The organism is Vicinamibacterales bacterium (assembly GCA_035699745.1).
Classification (GTDB): domain Bacteria; phylum Acidobacteriota; class Vicinamibacteria; order Vicinamibacterales; family 2-12-FULL-66-21; genus JAICSD01.
Genome location: DASSPH010000099.1, coordinates 82,010 through 102,202 on the forward strand (window position 1 = coordinate 82,010; position 20,193 = coordinate 102,202).

General features: G+C 69.6%; 18 protein-coding genes. 6 read left to right on the forward strand and 12 right to left on the reverse strand.

Annotation, left to right across the window (positions count from 1 at the left end):
* The first annotated feature begins 73 nt into the window (after positions 1-73).
* Positions 74-2,488, forward strand: a complete 2,415-nt coding sequence (locus VFK57_22865; GenBank protein HET7698575.1) for an ADOP family duplicated permease — start codon at positions 74-76, stop codon at positions 2,486-2,488.
* Here VFK57_22865 and VFK57_22870 read toward each other — a convergent pair.
* The 5 genes from VFK57_22870 to VFK57_22890 form a co-directional block, all read right to left on the reverse strand.
* The gene (locus VFK57_22870) at positions 2,485-4,059 is read right to left on the reverse strand and encodes an amidase (GenBank protein HET7698576.1); all 1,575 of its coding nucleotides are present in this window, start codon (positions 4,057-4,059) and stop codon (positions 2,485-2,487) included. The genes VFK57_22865 and VFK57_22870 overlap by 4 nt on opposite strands.
* A gap of 21 nt (positions 4,060-4,080) precedes the next feature.
* Positions 4,081-4,749 carry a response regulator gene (locus tag VFK57_22875; protein HET7698577.1) on the reverse strand — a complete coding sequence of 223 codons (669 nt, stop codon included), beginning with the start codon at positions 4,747-4,749 and terminating at the stop codon, positions 4,081-4,083.
* A 119-nt stretch (positions 4,750-4,868) separates the two neighbouring features.
* Entirely contained in the window at positions 4,869-5,228 is a 360-nt protein-coding gene (locus tag VFK57_22880) for a hypothetical protein (protein HET7698578.1), read from the reverse strand.
* 7 nt (positions 5,229-5,235) lie between these two features.
* Positions 5,236-6,006, reverse strand: a complete 771-nt coding sequence (locus VFK57_22885; protein ID HET7698579.1) for an enoyl-CoA hydratase/isomerase family protein — start codon at positions 6,004-6,006, stop codon at positions 5,236-5,238.
* Entirely contained in the window at positions 6,003-8,141 is a 2,139-nt protein-coding gene (locus tag VFK57_22890; GenBank protein HET7698580.1) for a thioredoxin domain-containing protein, read from the reverse strand. Before VFK57_22890 ends, VFK57_22885 begins: the two co-directional genes overlap by 4 nt.
* A gap of 6 nt (positions 8,142-8,147) precedes the next feature.
* On the opposite strand from VFK57_22890, the gene VFK57_22895 reads away from it, so the two are divergent.
* The 4 genes from VFK57_22895 (at position 8,148) to VFK57_22910 (ending at position 13,852) form a co-directional block, all read left to right on the forward strand.
* A complete protein-coding gene (locus VFK57_22895) occupies positions 8,148-8,930 on the forward strand; it encodes an ABC transporter ATP-binding protein (protein HET7698581.1) in 783 nt (260 codons plus the stop codon).
* Positions 8,930-10,615, forward strand: coding sequence for a hypothetical protein (locus VFK57_22900; protein HET7698582.1), 1,686 nt, complete (start codon positions 8,930-8,932; stop codon positions 10,613-10,615). Before VFK57_22895 ends, VFK57_22900 begins: the two co-directional genes overlap by 1 nt.
* A gap of 59 nt (positions 10,616-10,674) precedes the next feature.
* Positions 10,675-12,021: an ATP-dependent DNA helicase RecQ gene (locus VFK57_22905; protein HET7698583.1), complete on the forward strand. Its 1,347-nt coding sequence runs from the start codon at positions 10,675-10,677 to the stop codon at positions 12,019-12,021.
* 298 nt (positions 12,022-12,319) lie between these two features.
* Complete coding sequence (locus tag VFK57_22910; GenBank protein ID HET7698584.1) at positions 12,320-13,852, forward strand: FAD-dependent oxidoreductase; 1,533 nt, start codon at positions 12,320-12,322, stop codon at positions 13,850-13,852.
* Here VFK57_22910 and VFK57_22915 read toward each other — a convergent pair.
* The 7 genes from VFK57_22915 to VFK57_22945 all read right to left on the reverse strand — a co-directional run bounded on the left by VFK57_22915 (position 13,849) and on the right by VFK57_22945 (position 18,443).
* The gene (locus tag VFK57_22915; protein HET7698585.1) at positions 13,849-14,640 is read right to left on the reverse strand and encodes a M48 family metallopeptidase; all 792 of its coding nucleotides are present in this window, start codon (positions 14,638-14,640) and stop codon (positions 13,849-13,851) included. The genes VFK57_22910 and VFK57_22915 overlap by 4 nt on opposite strands.
* A gap of 10 nt (positions 14,641-14,650) precedes the next feature.
* Positions 14,651-15,553, reverse strand: coding sequence for a YihY/virulence factor BrkB family protein (locus VFK57_22920; GenBank protein ID HET7698586.1), 903 nt, complete (start codon positions 15,551-15,553; stop codon positions 14,651-14,653).
* A gap of 9 nt (positions 15,554-15,562) precedes the next feature.
* Complete coding sequence (locus tag VFK57_22925; GenBank protein ID HET7698587.1) at positions 15,563-15,805, reverse strand: hypothetical protein; 243 nt, start codon at positions 15,803-15,805, stop codon at positions 15,563-15,565.
* Positions 15,806-15,822: 17 nt separating this feature from the next.
* Positions 15,823-16,218, reverse strand: a complete 396-nt coding sequence (locus tag VFK57_22930) for a YtxH domain-containing protein (GenBank protein HET7698588.1) — start codon at positions 16,216-16,218, stop codon at positions 15,823-15,825.
* A gap of 22 nt (positions 16,219-16,240) precedes the next feature.
* Complete coding sequence (locus VFK57_22935) at positions 16,241-16,627, reverse strand: hypothetical protein (protein ID HET7698589.1); 387 nt, start codon at positions 16,625-16,627, stop codon at positions 16,241-16,243.
* 13 nt (positions 16,628-16,640) lie between these two features.
* Positions 16,641-16,889, reverse strand: coding sequence for a hypothetical protein (locus VFK57_22940; protein HET7698590.1), 249 nt, complete (start codon positions 16,887-16,889; stop codon positions 16,641-16,643).
* Positions 16,890-17,063: 174 nt separating this feature from the next.
* On the reverse strand, positions 17,064-18,443 hold the full coding sequence (locus tag VFK57_22945) for a sigma-54 dependent transcriptional regulator (protein HET7698591.1): 1,380 nt from the start codon (positions 18,441-18,443) through the stop codon (positions 17,064-17,066).
* Between the two features lie 121 nt (positions 18,444-18,564).
* Between VFK57_22945 and VFK57_22950 the strand changes: the two genes are divergently transcribed.
* Positions 18,565-20,172 carry a carboxyl transferase domain-containing protein gene (locus tag VFK57_22950; GenBank protein ID HET7698592.1) on the forward strand — a complete coding sequence of 536 codons (1,608 nt, stop codon included), beginning with the start codon at positions 18,565-18,567 and terminating at the stop codon, positions 20,170-20,172.
* Positions 20,173-20,193 lie beyond the last annotated feature (21 nt).

A 20,193-nucleotide genomic window follows, 5' to 3' on the forward strand; every position in this document is an offset into this window, starting at 1 on the left:
GTTACCGGTGACCGGTCACCGGTCACCGGTAGCAGCTCGAACCTCGCCCCTCGCTCTTCCGTCTAGCTCTCAGATGGACGCCGTCCTCGCCGATCTTCGCTACGCTCTGCGCAACATCGCCCGGCGGCCCGGCTTCTCCGCTCTCGCCGTGCTCACCCTCGCCGTCGGCATCGGTGTGAACGCCGTCGCTTTTACCGCCGTCAACGCGCTCCTCTTCCACCCGTTCGTGTTCAAGGGGGTGGACCGTCTCGGCTGGATCATGCTCGCCTCACCCGGGAATCCCTACGGGCAGCTCTCCTACGCCGAACTGGCGGAGATCAAGCGGAACGCCCGGGTCTTCGACGCGTTCTCGGGACAGGGGCGGATACCGCTGGCGATGTCGGTCGACGGGGGCGCGGAGCAGATCTGGACGCTGATGGTGTCCGACGACTACTTCCGTGCGCTCGGCACGCGCGCCGCCGTCGGGCGGCTGATCGACGCGTCCGACGCCGCCGGCACGGAACTGGTCGCGGTGGTCAGCCATCAGTTCTGGCGCGCGCGTCTCGAGGGCGGCTCGATTGCCGGGCGCACGATCGTGATCGCCAACCGGACGGTGAACGTGATCGGCGTCCTGCCAGACGGATTCCAGGGGCCGGGCGGGTTGTACGCGCCGGATATCTGGCTGCCGCTTGAGAAGGCATCGGCCTTCGCGCTGCCCGCGCGGATGCTGAACCACGAGGAACGCTGGCTCGGCGCCTTCGCGCGGCTCGCGGACGGGGCCGGGACGCCGCAGGCGCAGGCCGACCTGGCAGCGCTCTCGGCGCAGCTTCCGCCCGCCGCCGATGCCAAAGACACACGGGAGCGCAGGCTGGGATACTTCCCGATGCGCGACGGCCATCCCGAGGTGCGCGGCCTGGCGCCGTTCGTCTGGATCGCGATGTCGATCGTCGGCATCGTGCTGGTGATTGCCTGCTTCAACGTCGCGGCGCTGCTGCTCGCCCGCGCCGCGGAGCGGCAGCGCGAGATCGCCATTCGTTCCGCGCTCGGCGCCGGTCGCGGCCGCATCGTCCGCCAGTTGATCACAGAAGGGCTGGTGCTCGCCGCCCTCAGCGGCGGGGCGGCGCTGGTGCTCGCCGCGTGGAGCGGACGCCTGCTCGACGCCTTCAGCCTGCCGGCGCCGATTCCGCAGCGGCTGAATCTCGTCGTCGATCGGCGGCTGATCGCCTTCACCGGCGTGATGGTGCTGGTCGCCGGCGTTCTGCCGGGACTGCTGCCGGCGCTGCAGGCGACGCGCCGGAGCCTGGCCGGATCGATGCGGCTCGGCACCTTCGGCGACGGACGGCGATCGCGCGCGCGCGGCGCGTTCGTCACCGCGCAGATCGCCGGCTCCACGCTGTTTCTCGCCACGTCGATCCTGTTCGTCCGCAGCTTCTGGAACGCGGCCGCGATCGATCTCGGCTTCCAGGCCAATCAGCTCGTCGTCGCCGAGCTGAACCCGTCCATGCACGGCTTCGAAGGGGCGCGCGCGGCCGCGTTCGCGCGCGACCTCGAGACGCGGCTCACGGCGATCCCCGGCACGACGGTCGCGCTCGCGGATCGTGCGCCGTTCGCCGTCGGCTGGCCCCGCGCCGCGGTGGTGTCGAGCCGCACGCTGGACTGCGCCGTCACTGCCTGCAAGCCGACCGTCTTCTACGCGGTCGGACCGCGCCACTTCGCGGCGCTCGGCCTGCCGCTGCGCGCCGGCCGCGAGTTCACCGCCGGCGATCTGGAGAAGCGCGACGCGGTCGTCGTGAACGAGACGCTGGCGCGCCGGCTGTGGCCCGGTGAATCCCCGCTCGGGCAGGAAGTGAAGATCGGAGCCGAGCGCGCGTCTGCCCAGGTCGTCGGCGTGGCCGGCGACGTGGCGCCGGGCTACGTCGGAGGTGCGGCGCAGCCGCTGTTCTACCGTCCGATGGCGGCCGCGGACTTCGGCGGTTTCTCGGTGCTCGTCCGCACCACCGGATCGGAAGCGGCCGCAATGGCGGCCGTACGCGAAACGGTGCATTCACTCGCCCCGCTGATGCCCTTCGCGTCGCTGGCGCCGATGAACCAGAAACTCGAGCTGCAGATGTGGCCGCGCCGCACGGCGGCGGCCTTCCTGGTGATCTGCGGCACGCTCGCGCTGCTGCTCGCGACCGTCGGGCTGTTCGGGGTGACGTATTTCACCGTGCGGCAGCGGACGCGCGAGTTCGGCATTCGCGTCGCGCTCGGCGCGCGTCCGGTGGACGTCATCCGGCAGGTGATGCTGGAAGGGGCGCGGCTCGCCGTTCCGGGCGCCGCGCTGGGGCTGCTGCTCGCCGCGCTCTCCGGGCGCCTCACGGCACGGATGCTTCTCGGCGTCACGCCCGCCGATCCGGCCAGCTTCGCGGCGGCAACGGCGATCGAGATCGCGGTCGCGCTCGCCGCCTGCGCGCTGCCGGCGCGCCGCGCCACGCAGGCCGATCCGATGATCGCGCTCCGCGACGACTAGCGATCCAGCGACGGCCGGAAGGCGGGCGGGCGACGATGCTTCGTGGCCTGCTCGTAGGCGTAGGCCAGGGCGATCAGCTTCGGCTCCGACCAGGCGGTGCCGATGAACGAGAGGCCGACGGGAAGACCGTGCGCCTGTCCCGCAGGGACGGTGATGCTCGGGTAGCCCGCCACCGCCGCCGGTGTCGAGCTCGCGCCGAGGAAATGATCGCCGTTGACCGGATCGGTGGTCCACGCGGGGCTGCCGGTCGGCGCGACGATCGCGTCGAGGCGATGGCGCCGCAGGACGAGGTCGATGCCCTGCTCGCGCGCGAGGCTGCGGCACTGCGCGCGCGCCGTACGGTATCGCGGCGCCGTCAACGGCCCTTTCTTCTGCGCCGAGACGAACAGCTCCTGTCCGAAGAACGGCATCTCGCGCTCGCGCTCCTTCTCGTTGAACGCGATGAGATCCTGCAGTGAACGGACGCGCGATGCCGGCCCGCGCGCGGCGAGATACGCGTTCAGGTCGGCCTTGAATTCGTGGAGCAGGACCTCGATCTCGCAGCCGTCCATCTTCGCCGCGGTGGGAATGTCCGCCGGGTCCACGATCACGGCCCCCTGCGCCTTCATGTCCGCGATCGCCCGATCGACGAGCCGGTCGGCGGCCGGGCTGTAGCCGAAGTATTGCTTGCGCGCGACGCCGATGCGCGCCCCTTTCAGCGCGGCGGCGTCGAGGTGGCGCGTGTAGTCGCGAGCCGCGTGCGGACGGCTGCCGCGCGTCGCCGCGTCCCGCGGATCCTCCCCCGCGATGGCGCCGAGCAGCAGCGCCGCGTCGGCGACGGTGCGGGTCATCGGTCCCGCGGTGTCCTGGCTGTGGGCGATCGGGACGATGCCCGCCCGGCTCACCAGACCCAGCGTCGGCTTGATCCCGACCAGGGCGTTGGCGCCCGACGGGCAGACGATCGATCCATCCGTCTCCGTGCCGACCCCGAGCGCACCCAGGTTCGCGGCAATCGCCGCGCCCGTGCCGGAACTGGAGCCGCAGGGATTCCGGTCGAGCACGTAGGGGTTCTTCACCTGACCGCCGCGCGCGCTCCATCCGCTGGTCGACTTGGTCGAACGGAAGTTCGCCCACTCGCTGAGATTGGTCTTGCCGAGAATGACGGCGCCGGCGGCGCGCAGCCGCTCGACGATGAACGCATCCTTCGCCGGACGCGATCCCTCCAGCGCGAGCGACCCCGCGGTCGTCAGCATCCGATCGGCCGTGTCGATGTTGTCCTTGATCAGCACGGGAATGCCGTGGAGCGGCCCGCGCGCCCCCTTGGTGCGGCGCTCCGCGTCGAGCGACTCGGCGATCGTCAGGGCCTCGGGGTTGACCTCGATCACCGCGCGCAGCGCCGGGCCCTGTCGATCGATTTCCTCGATCCGCCGCAAGTACAGTTCGGCGATCTGGCGCGCCGTGTAACGGCCGGACGCCATCCACTCCTGCAACTGCGCGGCGCTGACTTCCTCCAGCGGGAATGCCGGCGGCTGCGAGGCGAACAGCGAGGCAGTCAGGGAGAGGAGGAGGACAGCGGCGGCGCGGCGGAGCACGCCGCTAACTTACCAGATCGCCTACGCGCTCAGGCGATCGACGATGGCGCGCCAGGTCTGCGCGGAGGCGGAGTGCTCCGCCGCCAGGGTCGCGCCGATGAGCGTGCCGTTGGCGTCCTGCGGGTGCGACCACACCGGCTGCACTTCGAGCTGCAGGCCGATGCCGGTGACCTCGACGTCGAAGCGATCGGGCAGCGGCACCGATTCCGCCATTTCCAGCCGCAGGCCCCCGTACGACACGTCCACCACGGCGGCGGGCCGTCCCTTGACGAACACGCGGAAGCCGCCCTGCACGCGCTTGCGCGGCCAGCGGCGCTGGCGCCGCACGCCCGAGAGCACTTCGTTGACGAGCGCGACGAACTCCGCCGGCTTGATCGGCTTGCGCACCAGTTCGGCGTGGTAGCGATGCGCCTCGAGATCGATCAGCGGGTTCTCGTAGCCGGTGACGATGATGACCGCCATGTCGGGGTAGTCGACGCGCGTCTGCATCACCAGGTGCAGGCCGTTGAACGAGCGCAGGCGGACGTCCGAAATCAGCAGGTCGTACGGGCCGACCGCGAGCAACTGCTTCGCGGCGTCGTAGGTGGCGGCCTCGGTGACGTCGTGGCCCGCCGAGCGCACCAGCTCCCCCATGCCGGTCAGGGCATGCTCGTCGTCGTCCAGGACCAGAACGCGGAACGGCAGTTTCATTCCGTTCCCGCGGAGGGCAATTGCAGTGCCGGGGGAAATGGGCGGATTTCCGAACGAAATCGCGCCGGCGCGCGCGAATGAGACGACGACTTTGTCATCGCCGCCACGGATCTGGCTCGCTAGTGAACGGTGGACCCAGGGGGCGCGGCGGCGGCGATGACCCGGCGGATCATCCGATCGAGGCGCTCCTGATCGATCTCGAACGGACCGGCGACCGCCGCCCCCATCGGGATCTCGATGGCGATCACTACCTCGTGGCCGGCCGAGCCGAGCGGCTCGACGATCCAGCTGAAGCCGCGCAAGGCGACGTGGCGGGCGCCGTCGGTGGGATTCTTGACGCGATCGATCGCCAGGAGGATCTGCTTCAGGACCGTTTCGACGTCCAGCTCGCCCCAGGCGCGGGGCTCGGTGCCGTGGGCGATCCGCTCGGTGACCGCGTTGTTCGTCTCGCGGAGCACGATTTCGACGTCGAATTCCATCAGCCCCTCACCGATCGGTCCAGCGCGGCGCCCGCCTGGCAAGGAAGGCGGCGATGCCTTCGGCCGCGTCGGCAGTGCCCATCAACTCCCCCAAGTATAGCCGCTCGAGCTCCGGCAGCAGGGCTCCGGCGTGCTGCCGCAACGCGAGTCTGGCGGCGGCCGTCGTGTGGCGCAGTGCGGACGCGGACCGTGCGCGCAGGTGGCGCTCGAACCAGGCGTCGACATCGGCCGCGACGCGGCCCGGCTCCGACACCTGCTCGACCAGACCGCCGCGAAACCACTCGTCCGCCGATCGCTCGGCGCCGGTGAGAATCGCGCTGGTGGCGCGCGCGAGCCCGACGCGTGCCGGCAGCAGCGCGGACGCCGCCGGCGGAAACACGCCGAGCGCGATCTCGGGCAGGCCGAACACCGCGGTCCGCTCGGCGAAGACGAAGTCGCACGCGAGCGCCAGCTCGAAGCCGCCGCCGAGGCAGCGGCCGCGGACGATGGCCGCCGTGACCGCGGGAAAGTCGAGGAGCGCGAAGAGCAACGCGTGCATCTGCGGCAGCACCCGGTCGATCTCGCCGGGGGCATGCTCGGGAATGCTGGCGCCGAAGCTGAAGTCCGTGCCTGCCCCTTCGATCGTGATCAGTTTCAGGTGCGGGCTCCCGGCCAGCGAATCCAGCGCCTGGGTCAGCGCCGCGACCATGTCGGCGGTGATGATGTTCCCTTTCGGGTGCGACAGCCGGAAGGCGGCGCGGGTCTGATCGTCGGTGAGCGAGACCTGCAGCGGGGTCATGCCGTCCGCCGGAGCTGCTCGGCGAGCGCGCCGGAGTCCGACACCGGCTCGCGGCAGGTGAAATCGCGGCAGACGAACGCGGTCGCGGCTCCCTCGAGCGGGCGCATGGCGGCGACGAACGGCAGCGCGCGCGCGAGCGCCTGCTGCTGCGCCCCCGGCCGCACCGGGATCGTCAGCGCGAACGGCAGGTAGTGGCGCGCGATCTCGCGCGTCAGATCGCTGCCGTCTTCGCCGACGATCACGATCTGCGTCGCGCCGGCGTGCCACGTCGACAGCCCGGCGAGCATCATCGGGATGACGCGGGCCGCGCGTCCGGCGCGTTCGCCGTAGCGCGCCAGCGTGCGCTCCGCCTTCCGCCGCGCCTCCTCGTCGTCCCGCAGATGCGCGAGCGTGAGCAGGTTGAGCACCGACACGGAGCTGGCGGAGGGCTCGGCGCCGTCGTAGTCCTCTTTCAGCCGCAGCAGCACCGACGGATCGTGTCCGGTGGTGCTGAACCAGCCGCCTTCCGCGTCATCCCAGAAACGCGCGTCCTGCTGCTCCTGCAGCTCGCGCGCCCAGTCGAGCCACGACGGATCGCCGTCGGTCTGGAACAGCTCGAGCAGCCCCCAGACGAGCGCCGAATAGTCTTCGGCGTAGCCCTCGATCGAGGCCTCGCCGTCGCGCCAGCGCCGCAGCAGCGTGCCATCCGCCGCGCGCCACATCGTTTCGCGAATGAACTGGGCGGCGCGGCGGGCCGCCTCGAGCCATGCGCCGGCGTGCGGACGCTCCGGGAGCACCCGCGCCGCGCGCGCGCACGCGGCGATCATCATGCCGTTCCACGACGTCAGCACCTTGTCGTCGAGATGGGGACGCGGACGCCGCGCGCGCGCGTCGAACAGCACCTGCCGCGCGCGGCCGAGGACGTCGACGACCTCCTGCTGCGAGCGCCCCGTCTCGGCGGCGATCTCGTCGATCGACGCCGCGGTGTACAGGATGTTCTGCCCCTTGAACTCGTCGTGCGGGTCGTTCGGCGCGTTTCCCTCCGGCCTGATGCCGAACCTGCGCCGGACGACGCCGGCGTCGCCGCCGAGGAGCGACGCGATTTCGGCGTCGCTCCACGCGTAGAACGCCCCTTCCTTCTTCACGCCCGAGTCGGCCGGGGCGGCACCGGCGAGGTCGAGCGGCACGCTGTCGGCGTCTTCGGCCGAATAGAATCCGCCGCGCGGATCGCGCATGTCGCGCAGCACGTAGGCGAGCGTGTCCTCCGCCACCGCGGCGAACATCTGGTTGCCCGACGCCTGCGCCCCCTCGAGATATGCCAGGACGAGCTGCGCCTGGTCGTACAGCATCTTCTCGAAGTGCGGCACGCGCCACTCCGCGTCCACGGAGTAACGGTGGAATCCGCCGCCGACATGGTCGCGCATCCCGCCGGTGGCCATCGCGCGAAGCGTCTCGACCGCCATCGCCAGCGGCACGTCGGCGCCGGTGCGCGCGTGCTCGCGGAGCAGGAACAGCAGCTCGGACGGACGCGGGAATTTCGGCGCCTCCCCGAACCCGCCGTGGCGGCGATCGAAGGCGGCCTGATACTGCTGGACCGCTTCGGCGAGCGCGTCCGGCGGGGCCAGCGCCGTTTCCGCATGCGCGCGGCCGTCCGCGCCGGTGACGGCTCTCAGCCGGTCGAACAGTTCCGCGGCGGCGAAGTCCACTCTCGCGCGATCGTGCTTCCACACGCGCGAGATCTCGTGCAGCAGATCGAGGAACCCGGGACGCCCCCACTTCGACGCCGGCGGAAAGTACGTGCCGCCGAAGAACGGCTTGAGATCGGGCGTCAGCATCACCGTCATCGGCCAGCCGCCCGACCCGGTGGTCGACTGCACGAACGACATGTAGACGCGGTCCACGTCCGGCCGCTCCTCGCGATCGACTTTGATCGAGACGAAGTCGGCGTTCAGCGCGTCGGCCACCTCGCGGTTCTCGAACGATTCGTGTTCCATCACGTGGCACCAGTGGCACGTCGAGTAGCCGATCGACAGGAAGATCGGTTTGTCTTCGCGGCGCGCCTTCGCGAACGCTTCCTCGCCCCACGGGTACCAGTCGACCGGGTTGCCCGCGTGCTGCAGCAGGTACGGGCTCCGCTCGCGTGCCAGACGGTTCATGGCCCCATGCTGACATACAATCGCGAAGTCATGGAATTCGCCGTCGAGACCCGCGGGCTCTCGCGCACGTTCGGATCGAAGCGCGCGGTGGACGGGATCGACCTGCGGGTGCCGGTGGGCAGCTTCTACGGCTTCCTCGGACCCAACGGCGCCGGCAAATCGACGACGATCAAGTGCCTCACCGGCCTGCTCCGCCCGTCGGGCGGCGAGATCCGGATCCTCGGTCTCGATCCCGCGGGCGACGCAGTCGAGATCAAGCGCCGGGTCGGGGTGGTGCCCGAGGATCTCGCGCTCTTCGATCGCCTCACCGCGAGTGAAACGCTCAGCTTCGTCGCGCAGGTGCACGGCATGCCCGCCGAGACCTACAAGACCCGCTCGTCCGATCTGCTCTCGCTCATGGATCTGATCGGCGCCGCGACGACGCTGGTCGCCGACTTCTCGCACGGCATGCGGAAGAAGCTGTCGCTGGCGGCGGCGCTGCTGCCGGCGCCGCGGCTGTTGTTCCTCGACGAGCCGTTCGAGGGGATCGACGCGGTCGCCTCGCGCCAGATCAAGGATCTGCTGCACGCCTTCGTCGCCCGCGGCGGCACGGTATTCCTCACCTCCCACATCCTCGAAATCGTCGAGCGGCTCTCGACGCATATCGGCGTCATCGCCGACGGGCGGCTCGTCGCGCAGGGGCGCATCGACGAGGTGCGTGGCGGTGCCCAGGGCACCGCGACGCTCGAGGAGCTGTTCATCGAGCTCGTCGGCGGCGAGCGGCCGGCGGCGGAGCTGAACTGGCTCTGATGGGACGCATCTTCCGCGCGTTCCTGTGGATGCGCTTCCGCGTCCTGGTCAACTCGCTGGAGCGCACCGGCGCGCGCGACACGCTCGAGCGCTTCTCGGTCGCCACCGAGAAGCTCGGGCCGATCATGGCGATGGTGCTGCTCATCCCGACCAGCATCTTCCTCCTCATCCTCGGCATGACCGCCGGGTTCGGTCTCGCCACCGGCGACTGGCTGGTGACGATGGAGCTGATTCGCTACTTCCTGCTCCTGGCGCTGGCGCTCACGCTCATCGGCCCGATCGTCCTGCCGACGCGCGACAGCGGCAGCGTCATCCGCCTGCTGCTCCTGCCGATTCCGCGGCTCGGGCTCTACATCGGCCAGATGGGCGGCGCCATCGCCGACCCGTGGATCGTGCTGATCGTTCCGGTCGTGATCGGCGTGCCGATCGGGCTCGCGGTCGGGTTGAAGTTCGCCGCCGCCGCCATCGCGCTGCTCGCCGGCGTGGCGTTCATGCTCTTCGTGATGGGGCTCACCTCGCTCGCCTCGTCGTTCGTGCACCTGCTGCTGCGCGATCGCCGCCGCGGCGACATCGTCATGCTGGTCGTGGTGCTGATCATTCCGCTGATCGCGATGGCGCCGCAGTTCCTCCTGCGCCAGGAGCGCGAAGGCGGGCGGCGGTTGACGCGGGCCGAGCGCGCCGCGCTGCCGCCGACGCGGCTGGAGCGCCTCGCCGTCCGATCGCTGCCCTACATTCCCTCCGAGATGTACCGCCACGCCACCGTCGGCGGCACGCGCTCGCCGCTGGAGGGATTTCCGCCGCTGGCGTCGCTCGTGCTGATCGCGTTCGGGGTGCAGGCGGCGGGGTTCGTCGCCTACCGGCGCGTGCTCGACATGCCCGTCTCGCTCGGCGCGCGCCGCGCGGGATCGTTCGGCGGCTTGTGGGATCGCGTCGTCCCGGGGCTGAGCCCCGGCGCGTCCGCGGTGGCGATGACGCAGCTGCGGCTGGCGCTGCGGACGCCGCGCGGACGGGCGTCGATCGGATCGGCGCTGCTCATGCCGCTGCTGCTCGGCGGCCTCGCGTATCGCAGCGGCCGCATGCCGCTCCCCGGCCTCGACGGGCAGAACGGGCTGGGTCTCGCGGCCTTCGGCACGTTCGCGTCGCTGCTGGCGCTCATCCCGCTGGCGATGAATCAGTTCGCGATCGACAAGGCGGGATTCACGCGCCAGATGCTGCTGCCGCTGAGCGTCCACGAGCTGCTGCTCGGGAAAGCGGTGGGCAACGGGCTCACGGCAGCGATTCCCGGCGTCTTCTGCCTGCTCATTCCGGCGCTGATGTTCTCGCCGGGACCGCTCGGGCCATGGGCGGCGCTCGTGCTGGCGGTGATCGCCACGTACGCGCTGATCGCCCCGGCGGCCGCGGCGCTCTCCGCCGTGTTTCCCAAGACCGTCGACCTGAACAGCATCGGCAACAGCAGCAATGCCCATCAGGCGGCGGGCCTGCTCGGCATGCTGGCGTTCGCCGCCGCGATCGCCCCACCGGCGCTCTTCACCGTCCTCGCGCTGCGGCTCATGCAGCGGCCGGATCTCGTGCCGCTGCTCATGCTCGGCTGGTGCGTGCTCGCGCTGTGCGTCAGCTATCTGCTCTTCATCCCGGTGCGCCGCCTCGTCGAGAGCCGGCGCGAGACGCTCGCGCAGTACTACTGATCGGCACAGCCGTTGCTCGATCGGGCAGCGTGCCGCGCGCCAAGTCTCTCGAGCGCCTCATGCACGGGACCTTCGGACTCTCCGAGTTCCGTCCCGGGCAGCGCGAAGTCATCCAGTCGATCGTTGCCGGCCGCGACACCGTCGCCATCATGCCGACCGGCGCCGGCAAGTCCCTCTGCTACCAGCTTCCGGCGCTTCACCTGCCCGGCACGACGATCGTCGTGTCGCCGCTCATCGCGCTGATGAAGGATCAGGCCGACAAGCTCGCCGAGCTGAACGTCCGCGCGCGGGCCGTGAACTCGACGGTTCCCGCCGCCGACGTGGAAGCGATCCTCGAGGAGATTCGCGGCGGCGGCGTCGACTTCGTGTTCGCCACCCCGGAGCGGCTCGAGGATCCATCGTTTCTCGAGACGCTGCGCGCGACGCAGGTGGATCTGTTCGTCGTCGACGAAGCGCATTGCCTGTCCGAGTGGGGGCACGACTTCCGCCCCGCGTTCCTGTCGCTCGGCGCGGCCATCACGCGGCTGAAGCATCCGCCGGTCCTGGCCTTGACGGCGACCGCGACGCACCGGGTGATCGACGATATCGCGCGCCAGCTGCGGCTGCGACGTCCGGCGATCATCAACCTCGGTGTGTACCGCGAGAACCTGCGCTACTCGGTCGAGCACACCGCGTCGGACATCAAGAAGCAGCAGACGCTCGTGAACCTGTTGAGATCGCTGGACGGCAGCGGCATCGTCTATGTCGCCACGGTGAAGCACTGCGAGGAGGCCGCGCGGCTGCTGGCGGCGGAAGGGCTGGCGGTCGAGCAGTATCACGGCCGCCTCGCGGCCCGGACGCGCCACGACACGCAGGACCGCTTCATGGCCGGCGACCTGAAAGCGATCGTCGCCACCAACGCGTTCGGCATGGGGATCGACAAACCGGAGATCCGGTTCGTGGTGCACTACGACATGCCGGGCTCGCTCGAGTCGTACTACCAGGAGTCCGGACGCGCCGGACGCGACGGCGATCCCGCCTCGTGCGTGCTGCTCTACAAGGTCGAGGACCGCCGCACGCACCAGTTCTTCAACGGCGGCAAGTATCCCGGCCGCGATGCCGTCGCGGCCGTCTGCGCGGCGGGGGACGCGGACGAGGTGGCCGGCGTCCCCAGGACAAAGGTGCGCTCGATCCGGGCCATGGCGAGGGAACTCGGTACTGCTGACGTGGACGCCATCGCCGCCGAGTATCTCGCGCGGCAGGACGCCGATCGGAACAAGCTGGAACGCATGGCCCGATACGCACAGAGTGCGGCCTGCCGGTGGAAGCTCCTGCTGGAGAACTTCGCCGAGGCGGACGGGTTCGACCGCTGCGGCACCTGCGACAACTGCGTCACGCCGCTCGACGAACGTCTCAAAGCCTCCTAGCCGAGAGGTTGAGGTAGATCGGGACTCACGTGTGGAGCCGGCTACCCATCAGAGAGTCAGCCGCGTGCTATTGACGAGGCTGTACTCCCGATTCCGCCGCATTTCCCCGCGTTTCGACTTGGCATTCCGAATGCTCTATAGAACAGCGTCCGGTCGTCACAAGCGGCCGGGCCCGCCGCCCAGGTGTTCCGCCGGGGCAACCACCTCGCCAACAACTGCCTGCCACAAGGCTGCAGGGAGCGTCTTCGGACCTCCCTGTCCTGCCGTACGGAGCCTGTTTTGCTACGGCTGGTGAGCGATGCCCAAGAGCACGTCCCTGTGGATAGAGACCAGCCATCGTCCGTCCACGTCGCCGCTGACGCGCGACGCGAACGCCGACGTCTGCATCGTCGGCGCCGGCATCGCCGGGCTGACGACGGCGTACCTGCTCGCGCGCGAGGGGGCGTCGGTGGTGGTGATCGACGCGGGCGCGGTGGGCAACGGCCAGACCGCGGTGACGACCGCGCACCTCTCGTCGGTGATCGACGACACCTTCAAGGAGATGCTGCGGCTGCACGGTCCCGACGGCGCGCGGCTCGCCTGCGAGAGCCACGCCAGCGCCATCGACGCGATCCAGCGCATCTGCGTCGACGAGCACGTCGACTGCCGCTTCGAGCGTCTCGACGGCTATCTGTTCCTCGGCCGCGAGGACAAGGAATCGACGCTCGACGAGGAGCTCGAAGCGGCGCGGACCGCGGGGGCCCGCGTCACCCGGCTGCCGCACGCGCCGGTGACGGGCTTCGACAGCGGCCCCTGCCTGCGCTTCGCCGCGCAGGGACAGTTCCATCCGCTCGAGTACCTCAACGGCCTCGCCACGGCCGTGCAGCGGCGCGGCGGGCAGATCCATTCGGAGTCGGCGGCGCGTGAGGTGATCGGCGGCGAGCGCGCCTGCGTCAGGACGGCGGCGGGTCACGCGGTCCGGGCGGCGTCGATCGTGATCGCGACGAACTCGCCGTTCAACGATCTCGTCGCCATCCACACCAAGCAGGCGCCGTATCACACCTACGCCGTCGGCGCGCGCGTGAAACCCGGGACGGTGACGCCGGCGCTGTACTGGGATACCGAGGATCCCTATCATTACGTCCGCCTGCACCGCACCAGCAACGCCGAGCTGGGCGGCGACAACAGCGAGCCGGTGGACATCCTGATCGTCGGCGGCGAGGATCACAAGGCCGGGCAGGCGCAGGATGCCGACGCGCGGTTCGCCGCCCTCGAGAGCTGGATGCGCGAGCGCTTCCCATCCGCCGGCACGGTGGAATTCCGCTGGTCCGGCCAGGTGATGGAGACCGTGGACGGCCTCGGCTACATCGGCCGCAATCCGCTCGACGCGGACAATGTCTACGTCATCACCGGCGATTCCGGCATGGGGATGACGCACGGCACGATCGGCGGCATGCTGATCGCCGATCTGATCCTCCGGCGCGAGAACCCGTGGACCGAGCTCTACGATCCCGCGCGCGTGCGCACCGGTGCCGTGGTCGAGTGGGTGAAGGAGAACCTCAACGTCGCGCTCCAGTACAAGGCCTGGCTCACGCCCGGCGACGTGCCCTCGGTCGATCAGATCACGCCGAACAACGGCGCGGTGATCGTCGAATCGGGGCGGAAGCTGGCGGTGTACCGCGACGAACGCGGCACGCTGCACCGCCGTTCCGCCGTCTGCCCCCATCTCGGCTGCATCGTCGCCTGGAACCCGGCGGCCTCGAGCTGGGACTGCCCGTGCCATGGATCGCGGTTCGACAAGTTCGGCGGCGTGTTCAACGGACCATCGCCGCGCGATCTCGATCCCGCCTAGCGCGGCATGCGCGGCGCCGGCGGCATTCTGCCGAGCGTGGCGCGGACGCGTTGAAACGCGGCGCTGTCGCGGCGGCCGCCCCGCTTCACGCGCGCGAGCTGCGCCCGCAACTGCTGGACGCGCTCGGCCGGCGACGGGTGCGTCGAGAGGAAGACTTCCACCGAGCTCGGATCGCGTCCGCCCTGTTCCCGGAGGATCTCCATGAACTCGAGGAGTCCGCGCGGGTCCCACCCGGCGCGGCGGAGGATGTCGACCCCCGCCTTGTCGGCGTCACGCTCGTCGTCCCGGCTGAACTTCATCAGGTAGCCGCCGGCGATCACCTGCGCGCCGGTCTGCGCGGTCCGCGCGCCGCCGGTGTTGCCGAGCACCGCGCCGAGCAGGCCGAGGAGGCCGTTGGCGATCATCCCCTTCGAGATCTGCTGCGCCGCATGCCGGCGCGCGACGTGCGCGATCTCGTGCGCGAGGACACCCGCCAGCTGCGACTCGTTCCGCGCCGCCTGCAGGACGCCGCGATGCACCCAGACCGGTCCGCCGGGAAGGGCGAACGCGTTCAAGTCGCGGTAGTTGGCGACGGAAAAGCCGTAGGGATACTTCGGCCCGCCCGCCCTGGCGGCGAGCTGCCGGCCGAGCGAACTGACGTACGACGCGGTGCTGCCCTGGACCTGCGGCGTGGAGGCGCGGACCTGCTTCTGCGCCTCGCGTCCCAGCTTGATCTCGTCGGCGACGGAGATCAGCGTGATCGCGGACGCCGGCAGCACCGCGAGCACCAGCCACATCATGCGAACCATGGAACCCTCGTCACACGCGTGGCGCCGGAGCCGCCGGAATCTCGTCGGGACGGTGGCGCCGCAGCCGCGCGTTGGCCGCCGTCACTTCGACGCCGTAGAGCAGCAGTACCGCCGAGATGTAAATCCATACGAGGAACACCACGACTGCCGCGATCGATCCATGGAGCCGGTTGAACCGCGCCATGTCGTGGACGTACCAGGAGAAGCCGGACAGCGCCCCGCGCCACAGCAAGCCGGTGACGACGGCGCCGACCCACACGTCGCGGAAGCGGACCTTTGCGTTCGGCACGAAGTAGAAGATCAAGCCGACGACGAGGATGAAGACGACGGTCGTCGCCCACCGCACGGCGAAGTGGTGCAGCACCGACAGTTGCGGCGCGCGGGCGGCGACGACGGCAAACCACCGCGCTTCGACGACGTTGACGGCGCTCACCAGCAGCAGGCCGATCAGGAGCAGGAGGCTGGCGGCGACGAGCATCACGAACGAGATCAACTTGTGCTTGAGATAGCTGGGCTGCTTCTCGACGCCCCACGCGTGGTTGACCGCGGAGGTGATGGCGCCGAACACGCCCATCGCCGCCCAGATCATGAGCAGGGTGCCGGCGATGCCCAGCCGCACGGTGTTCTGCTGCATCGCGTCGAGCTGCTGCGTGACGAACTCGAACTGCCGCGGGAAGTAGCGCAGGACGAACTCGAAGATCCCGGCGCGGTCCGCCGGATCCGAGGTGACGCTGCCGAGCACCGAGAATGCGAGCAGGAAGAAGGGGAAGAGGGAGAGCAGCGTGTAGTACGCGATCGAGGAAGCGAACGTCAGGTCTTCGCTGTTGTACACCCCGACGACGCCACGCCAGATGGCGAGCAGGGTCAGGCGGATCTCCGCGTACAAGCGGAGAACCGCGCGGCGCGCGATCACGCCGCCATTCTAGCCCGCGAACGTGGACGGCACGTTCGCCGGCTGGTCCGCGGCGGCGCGCGGACGGCTGGCGTCCCAGGCGTCGCGAACGGTAGTGGCCGTCCAGGCGGCGAGCGGCCCGGCGGCGTACTGCCGCGCGAGCTGCCAGGCCATCCGGCGGAGCCTCGGCGTGCGCAGGACGAAGACCGCGGCCCCGAGGGCCGCGGCCGCCATCACCACGTTGGCCACCTGGCGTGCGCGCTGTTCCGTCATGTCACAGCCGACCGCTGCTACGCTCCGTAGTTGCCGGTCGAGCCGATATTGCCGGTCGAGCCGAGGTTGCCGGTCGCGCCGGTGCCGGTGTTGCCGCCGGCGGTGCGGTCGGTGCCGGTCCCGGTCGTGCCTGCCGCCGCCATGGTCCCGCGCGCGCGGTCATAGGCCTCGCGGCCGCGATCGACGATCTGGCTCACCTTCTCGCTCGCCTGCTGGTAGCCCTGGTCCGCGACCTCGCGGAGACGGCCGGTCGAATCCGAGATCTGGGTGCCGAGCTGCGAGCGCAGCTCCGAGCCGGACTTCGGGGCGAACAGCATGCCCAGGCCCGCGCCGAGCACGGTACCGGCGAGCAGGCCCATCAGGAACGAGCCGCCGCCTTCTTCCCTCTCGAATCGATCGTATTCGTACGCCATGTGCTGCCTCCTGAAAGAAAACTTACGCGTGTGATTCCCGCTGCAGGAGCGACATGATCACGGCGCGCACGCCGCGAACCACGCCGACCGCCTGGCTGACTTTGTCGTGCACGCCGGCGCGGACGCGCGACGCGGTGTCGTCCACCCGGTCGATCGTGCCGGTGATCGCGTGATCGACCCGCTCGGTCTGCTGGCTGACCCGGGCGGTGATCGATTTGACGTCCACCAGGATCGCGTCCACCTTCTCGCGCAGCGGCGCGATCTGCCGCGCTTCGAGATCGTTGACGAGGGTCATGACGCGCGAATACGCGAGGTAGCCGGCGACGCCGACGCCGATCAACACCAGCGCCTGGAGCACGCTCACCACCGCCATGATCCACAACGGAACGCTCAGAGGCTGCAGGTCCATGATTCGTGTCCCCCTAGGCCGACCAGCGCCCCTGGGCGCCGCCGGTGATCTCGTTGAGCGAGCGCCAGCCCTCGTTGGCCGCGGTCCGGGCCTTGTCGACGGTGCCGCGCACGTTCCCCAGCTCCCGGATGAAATCGTCGAGCTTGGGTTCGATCTGCGTCCGCACCCGGGCGCCGCCCTCGGTCAGATACAGCCAGCCCCACACGCCGCCGGCGACTGCCCCGATGAGGGTCGCCAGCAATACACGCGATCGTTCTTCCACGTCGCCTCCTTGTCCACTGGGGGTGTTTCAAAACGGGTGCCACGGGACACGCGCCGCTTTCGCTTCGGCCGGAACGTTCACGCCGCTCCCGGCCGGGCAGGCGGCAGGCGATCGCCGAGAGCCGAATCCCCGCGGCAAGGATGAGTAGCGGACCCCGACAGCGGCGCGCCGCGGCTACGCGCCAGCGCTGGCGGCGCGACGCGCGCCCGACTTCCCGCCATCCTGGATCTCGTGCTTCTTCATCTTGCTGTAGAGCGTCGGGCGGTACAGCCCGAGGATCTGTGCCGCCTCCTGCTTGTTCCAGTTCGTGCGCTGCAGCGTCTGCAGGATCGCCATCTTTTCGATCTCCGCCAGCGTGCGGTGCGGCGGGATGACGAACTCGGTGGTGGTCGCGCTCTCGGTGCGCAGCGACTCGGGCAGGTCGTTGACGGTGATCTCCGTCCCCTTCGCCACGAGCACCCCGCGCTCGATCACGTTCTCCAGCTCGCGGACGTTGCCCGGCCAGCGGTGGCGGATCAGCACGTGATACGCCGCCGGCGCGATCGACTTGACGTTGCGCTGATGGCGCGTCTTGTACTTCTCGAGGAAGTGCTCGCAGAGAAGCGGAATGTCTTCCGTGCGCTCGCGCAGCGCCGGGACGCGCAGGGTGATGGTGTTGATGCGGAAGTAGAGATCCTCGCGCAGCTTCCCGTCGCGCAGCGCCGCGTCGAGGTCGATGTTCGTCGCGCAGACCAGCCGGAAGTCGACGCGGACGATCCGATCGCTGCCGATCGGCCGGTACTCGCGCTCCTGCAGCACCCGCAGCAGCTTCGTCTGCAGGTACGGCGGCATTTCCCCGATTTCGTCGAGGAGCAGCGAGCCCCCCTCCGCCATCTCGAACAGCCCTTCCTTGTCGGTCTGCGCCCCCGTGAAGGCCCCCTTCTTGTAGCCGAACAGCTCCGACTCGATCAGGTCCTTCGGGATCGCGGCGCAGTTGATCTTGATGAACGGCCCCTTGGCCCGCTTGGAGTTGTAGTGGATCGCGTTGGCGATCAGCTCCTTGCCGGTGCCGTTCTCCCCCTGGATCAGAATGTTGGCGTCGCTGCCGGCGACGCTCTCCACCAGCTCGAGCACTTCGTGCATCTTCTTGCTCTTGCCGATGATGTTGCCGAACCGGAACTGCCCTTCGAGCTTCTGCTTCAACAGCAGGTTCTCGCCGACCAGGTCCCGCCGCTCGATCGCCCGCTCGAGCATCGCCAGGAGGGTATCGGGCTCGATCGGCTTCTCGACGAAGCTATGCGCCCCCCCTTTCATCGCCTCGACCGCCTTCGGCACGCTGCCGTGGCCGGTCACGACGATCACTTCGGTGTCGCCGTGGGTCTGCTTGAACTTCCGCAGCAGCTCCAGCCCGTCGATGTCGGGCAGCAGCATGTCGGTGATGACGACGTCGGGCTTCCAGGTCTTGAAGATCTCCTCGCCCCGCGTCCCGATCATCGCGGTGCGCACCTCGTAGCCCTCGTGTTCGAGCAGAATTTTCAGCCACTCGATCATGGCCGGCTCGTCGTCAATGGCCAATACGCGATACCGCTTCTTCGGTGTCGTCATAATCGGGATAAATATATACACATTGCGTGCAGACTGTCCAGATACCAGACATTTGTTCAAATTCCCATCACGGCTATAATCCGAGGCATTGATGGACAGGCTCGAGACCCGCATCGATCCCACCAGCGAGGACTTCCGGCGCAATCAGGACCGCATGGCGGCATTGGTCGCCGAGTTACGGCAAAGGACCGAACTGACCCGGCAGGGGGGTGGCGAGCAGTACGTCCAGCGCCATCGCGATCAGGGCAAGCTGCCGGTCCGCGACCGGATCGCGCGGCTGCTCGATCCGGGGTCCCCCTTCCTCGAACTCTCCCCGCTGGCCGCCTGGGACCTGTATGACAACGACGCCCCGGCCGCCGGCATCGTCACCGGCGTGGGCCGCGTGGCCGGCCGTGAGGTGCTGATCGTCGCCAACGACGCGACGGTCAAGGGGGGCACCTACTATCCCGTCACCGTCAAGAAACACGTGCGCGCGCAGGAAGTCGCGCTGCAGAACCGCTTGCCGTGCGTCTACCTGGTCGACTCGGGGGGCGCGTTCCTGCCGCTGCAGGCGGAGGTCTTTCCCGATCGCGATCACTTCGGACGGATCTTCTTCAACCAGGCGCGCATGTCGGCGGAGCGCATTCCGCAGATCGCGGTGGTCATGGGCTCCTGCACGGCCGGCGGGGCGTATGTGCCGGCGATGTCGGACGAGACCATCATCGTGCGCGGCACCGGCACGATCTTTCTCGGCGGGCCGCCGCTCGTGAAGGCCGCCACCGGTGAAGAAGTCAGCGCCGAGGACCTGGGAGGCGCCGACGTGCACACGCGCCTCTCCGGCGTGGCCGACTACCTCGCCGAGGACGACGAGCACGCGCTGCACCTGGCGCGGACGATCCTCACGACGCTGAACAGCGGCAAGCGGCTGCCGGCCGACGTCGCTACGCCGGAGGAGCCGGCGTACGACCCGCACGAGATCTACGGCATCGTCAGCGCCGACACGCGCAAGGCGTACGAGGTGCGCGAGGTGATCGCGCGGCTGGTCGACGCCTCGCGCTTCGACGAGTTCAAGGAGCGCTACGCCACGACGCTGGTCACCGGGTTCGCGCGCCTGCACGGCTTTCTCGTCGGCTTCGTCGCCAACAACGGCGTGCTGTTCTCGGAATCGGCGCTCAAGGCGACGCATTTCATCGAGCTGTGCAACCTGCGCGGCGTGCCGCTGATCTTCCTGCAGAACATCACCGGGTTCATGGTCGGCCGGCAGTACGAGCGCGGCGGGATCGCGAAGGACGGCGCCAAGATGGTGCACGCGGTGGCCAACTCGGTCGTGCCGAAGTTCACCGTCGTCATCGGCGGCTCGTTCGGCGCCGGCAACTACGGGATGTGCGGGCGCGCCTACGAGCCGCGCCTGTTGTGGATGTGGCCCAACGCGCGCATCTCGGTGATGGGGGGCGAGCAGGCCGCCGGCGTGCTGACGGCGGTGAAGCGCGATCAGCTCGCCCGCCAGGGGAAGACCTTGAGCGCGGACGACGAAGCCGCCATCCGCGAGCCGATCCTCGAGAAATACGAGCGCGAGGGGTCGCCGTACTACTCCACGGCGCGGCTGTGGGACGACGGCATCCTGGATCCGGCGGAGACGCGCCAGGCGCTGGCGCTGGGCATCTCCGCGGCGTTCAATGCGCCGATCCCCGAGGCGAAGTTCGGCGTGTTCCGTATGTGAGCGCGCGCTGCCACGAGGTTG

Coding starts and splice junctions, on each gene's coding strand:
- VFK57_22865 (HET7698575.1), top strand. CDS start 74: ATGGACGCCGTCCTCGCCGATCTTCGCTACGCTCTGCGCAACATCGCC.
- VFK57_22875 (HET7698577.1), bottom strand. CDS start 4,749: ATGAAACTGCCGTTCCGCGTTCTGGTCCTGGACGACGACGAGCATGCC.
- VFK57_22880 (HET7698578.1), bottom strand. CDS start 5,228: ATGGAATTCGACGTCGAAATCGTGCTCCGCGAGACGAACAACGCGGTC.
- VFK57_22885 (HET7698579.1), bottom strand. CDS start 6,006: ATGACCCCGCTGCAGGTCTCGCTCACCGACGATCAGACCCGCGCCGCC.
- VFK57_22890 (HET7698580.1), bottom strand. CDS start 8,141: ATGAACCGTCTGGCACGCGAGCGGAGCCCGTACCTGCTGCAGCACGCG.
- VFK57_22895 (HET7698581.1), top strand. CDS start 8,148: ATGCTGACATACAATCGCGAAGTCATGGAATTCGCCGTCGAGACCCGC.
- VFK57_22900 (HET7698582.1), top strand. CDS start 8,930: ATGGGACGCATCTTCCGCGCGTTCCTGTGGATGCGCTTCCGCGTCCTG.
- VFK57_22905 (HET7698583.1), top strand. CDS start 10,675: ATGCACGGGACCTTCGGACTCTCCGAGTTCCGTCCCGGGCAGCGCGAA.
- VFK57_22910 (HET7698584.1), top strand. CDS start 12,320: ATGCCCAAGAGCACGTCCCTGTGGATAGAGACCAGCCATCGTCCGTCC.
- VFK57_22915 (HET7698585.1), bottom strand. CDS start 14,640: ATGGTTCGCATGATGTGGCTGGTGCTCGCGGTGCTGCCGGCGTCCGCG.
- VFK57_22925 (HET7698587.1), bottom strand. CDS start 15,805: ATGACGGAACAGCGCGCACGCCAGGTGGCCAACGTGGTGATGGCGGCC.
- VFK57_22930 (HET7698588.1), bottom strand. CDS start 16,218: ATGGCGTACGAATACGATCGATTCGAGAGGGAAGAAGGCGGCGGCTCG.
- VFK57_22935 (HET7698589.1), bottom strand. CDS start 16,627: ATGGACCTGCAGCCTCTGAGCGTTCCGTTGTGGATCATGGCGGTGGTG.
- VFK57_22950 (HET7698592.1), top strand. CDS start 18,565: ATGGACAGGCTCGAGACCCGCATCGATCCCACCAGCGAGGACTTCCGG.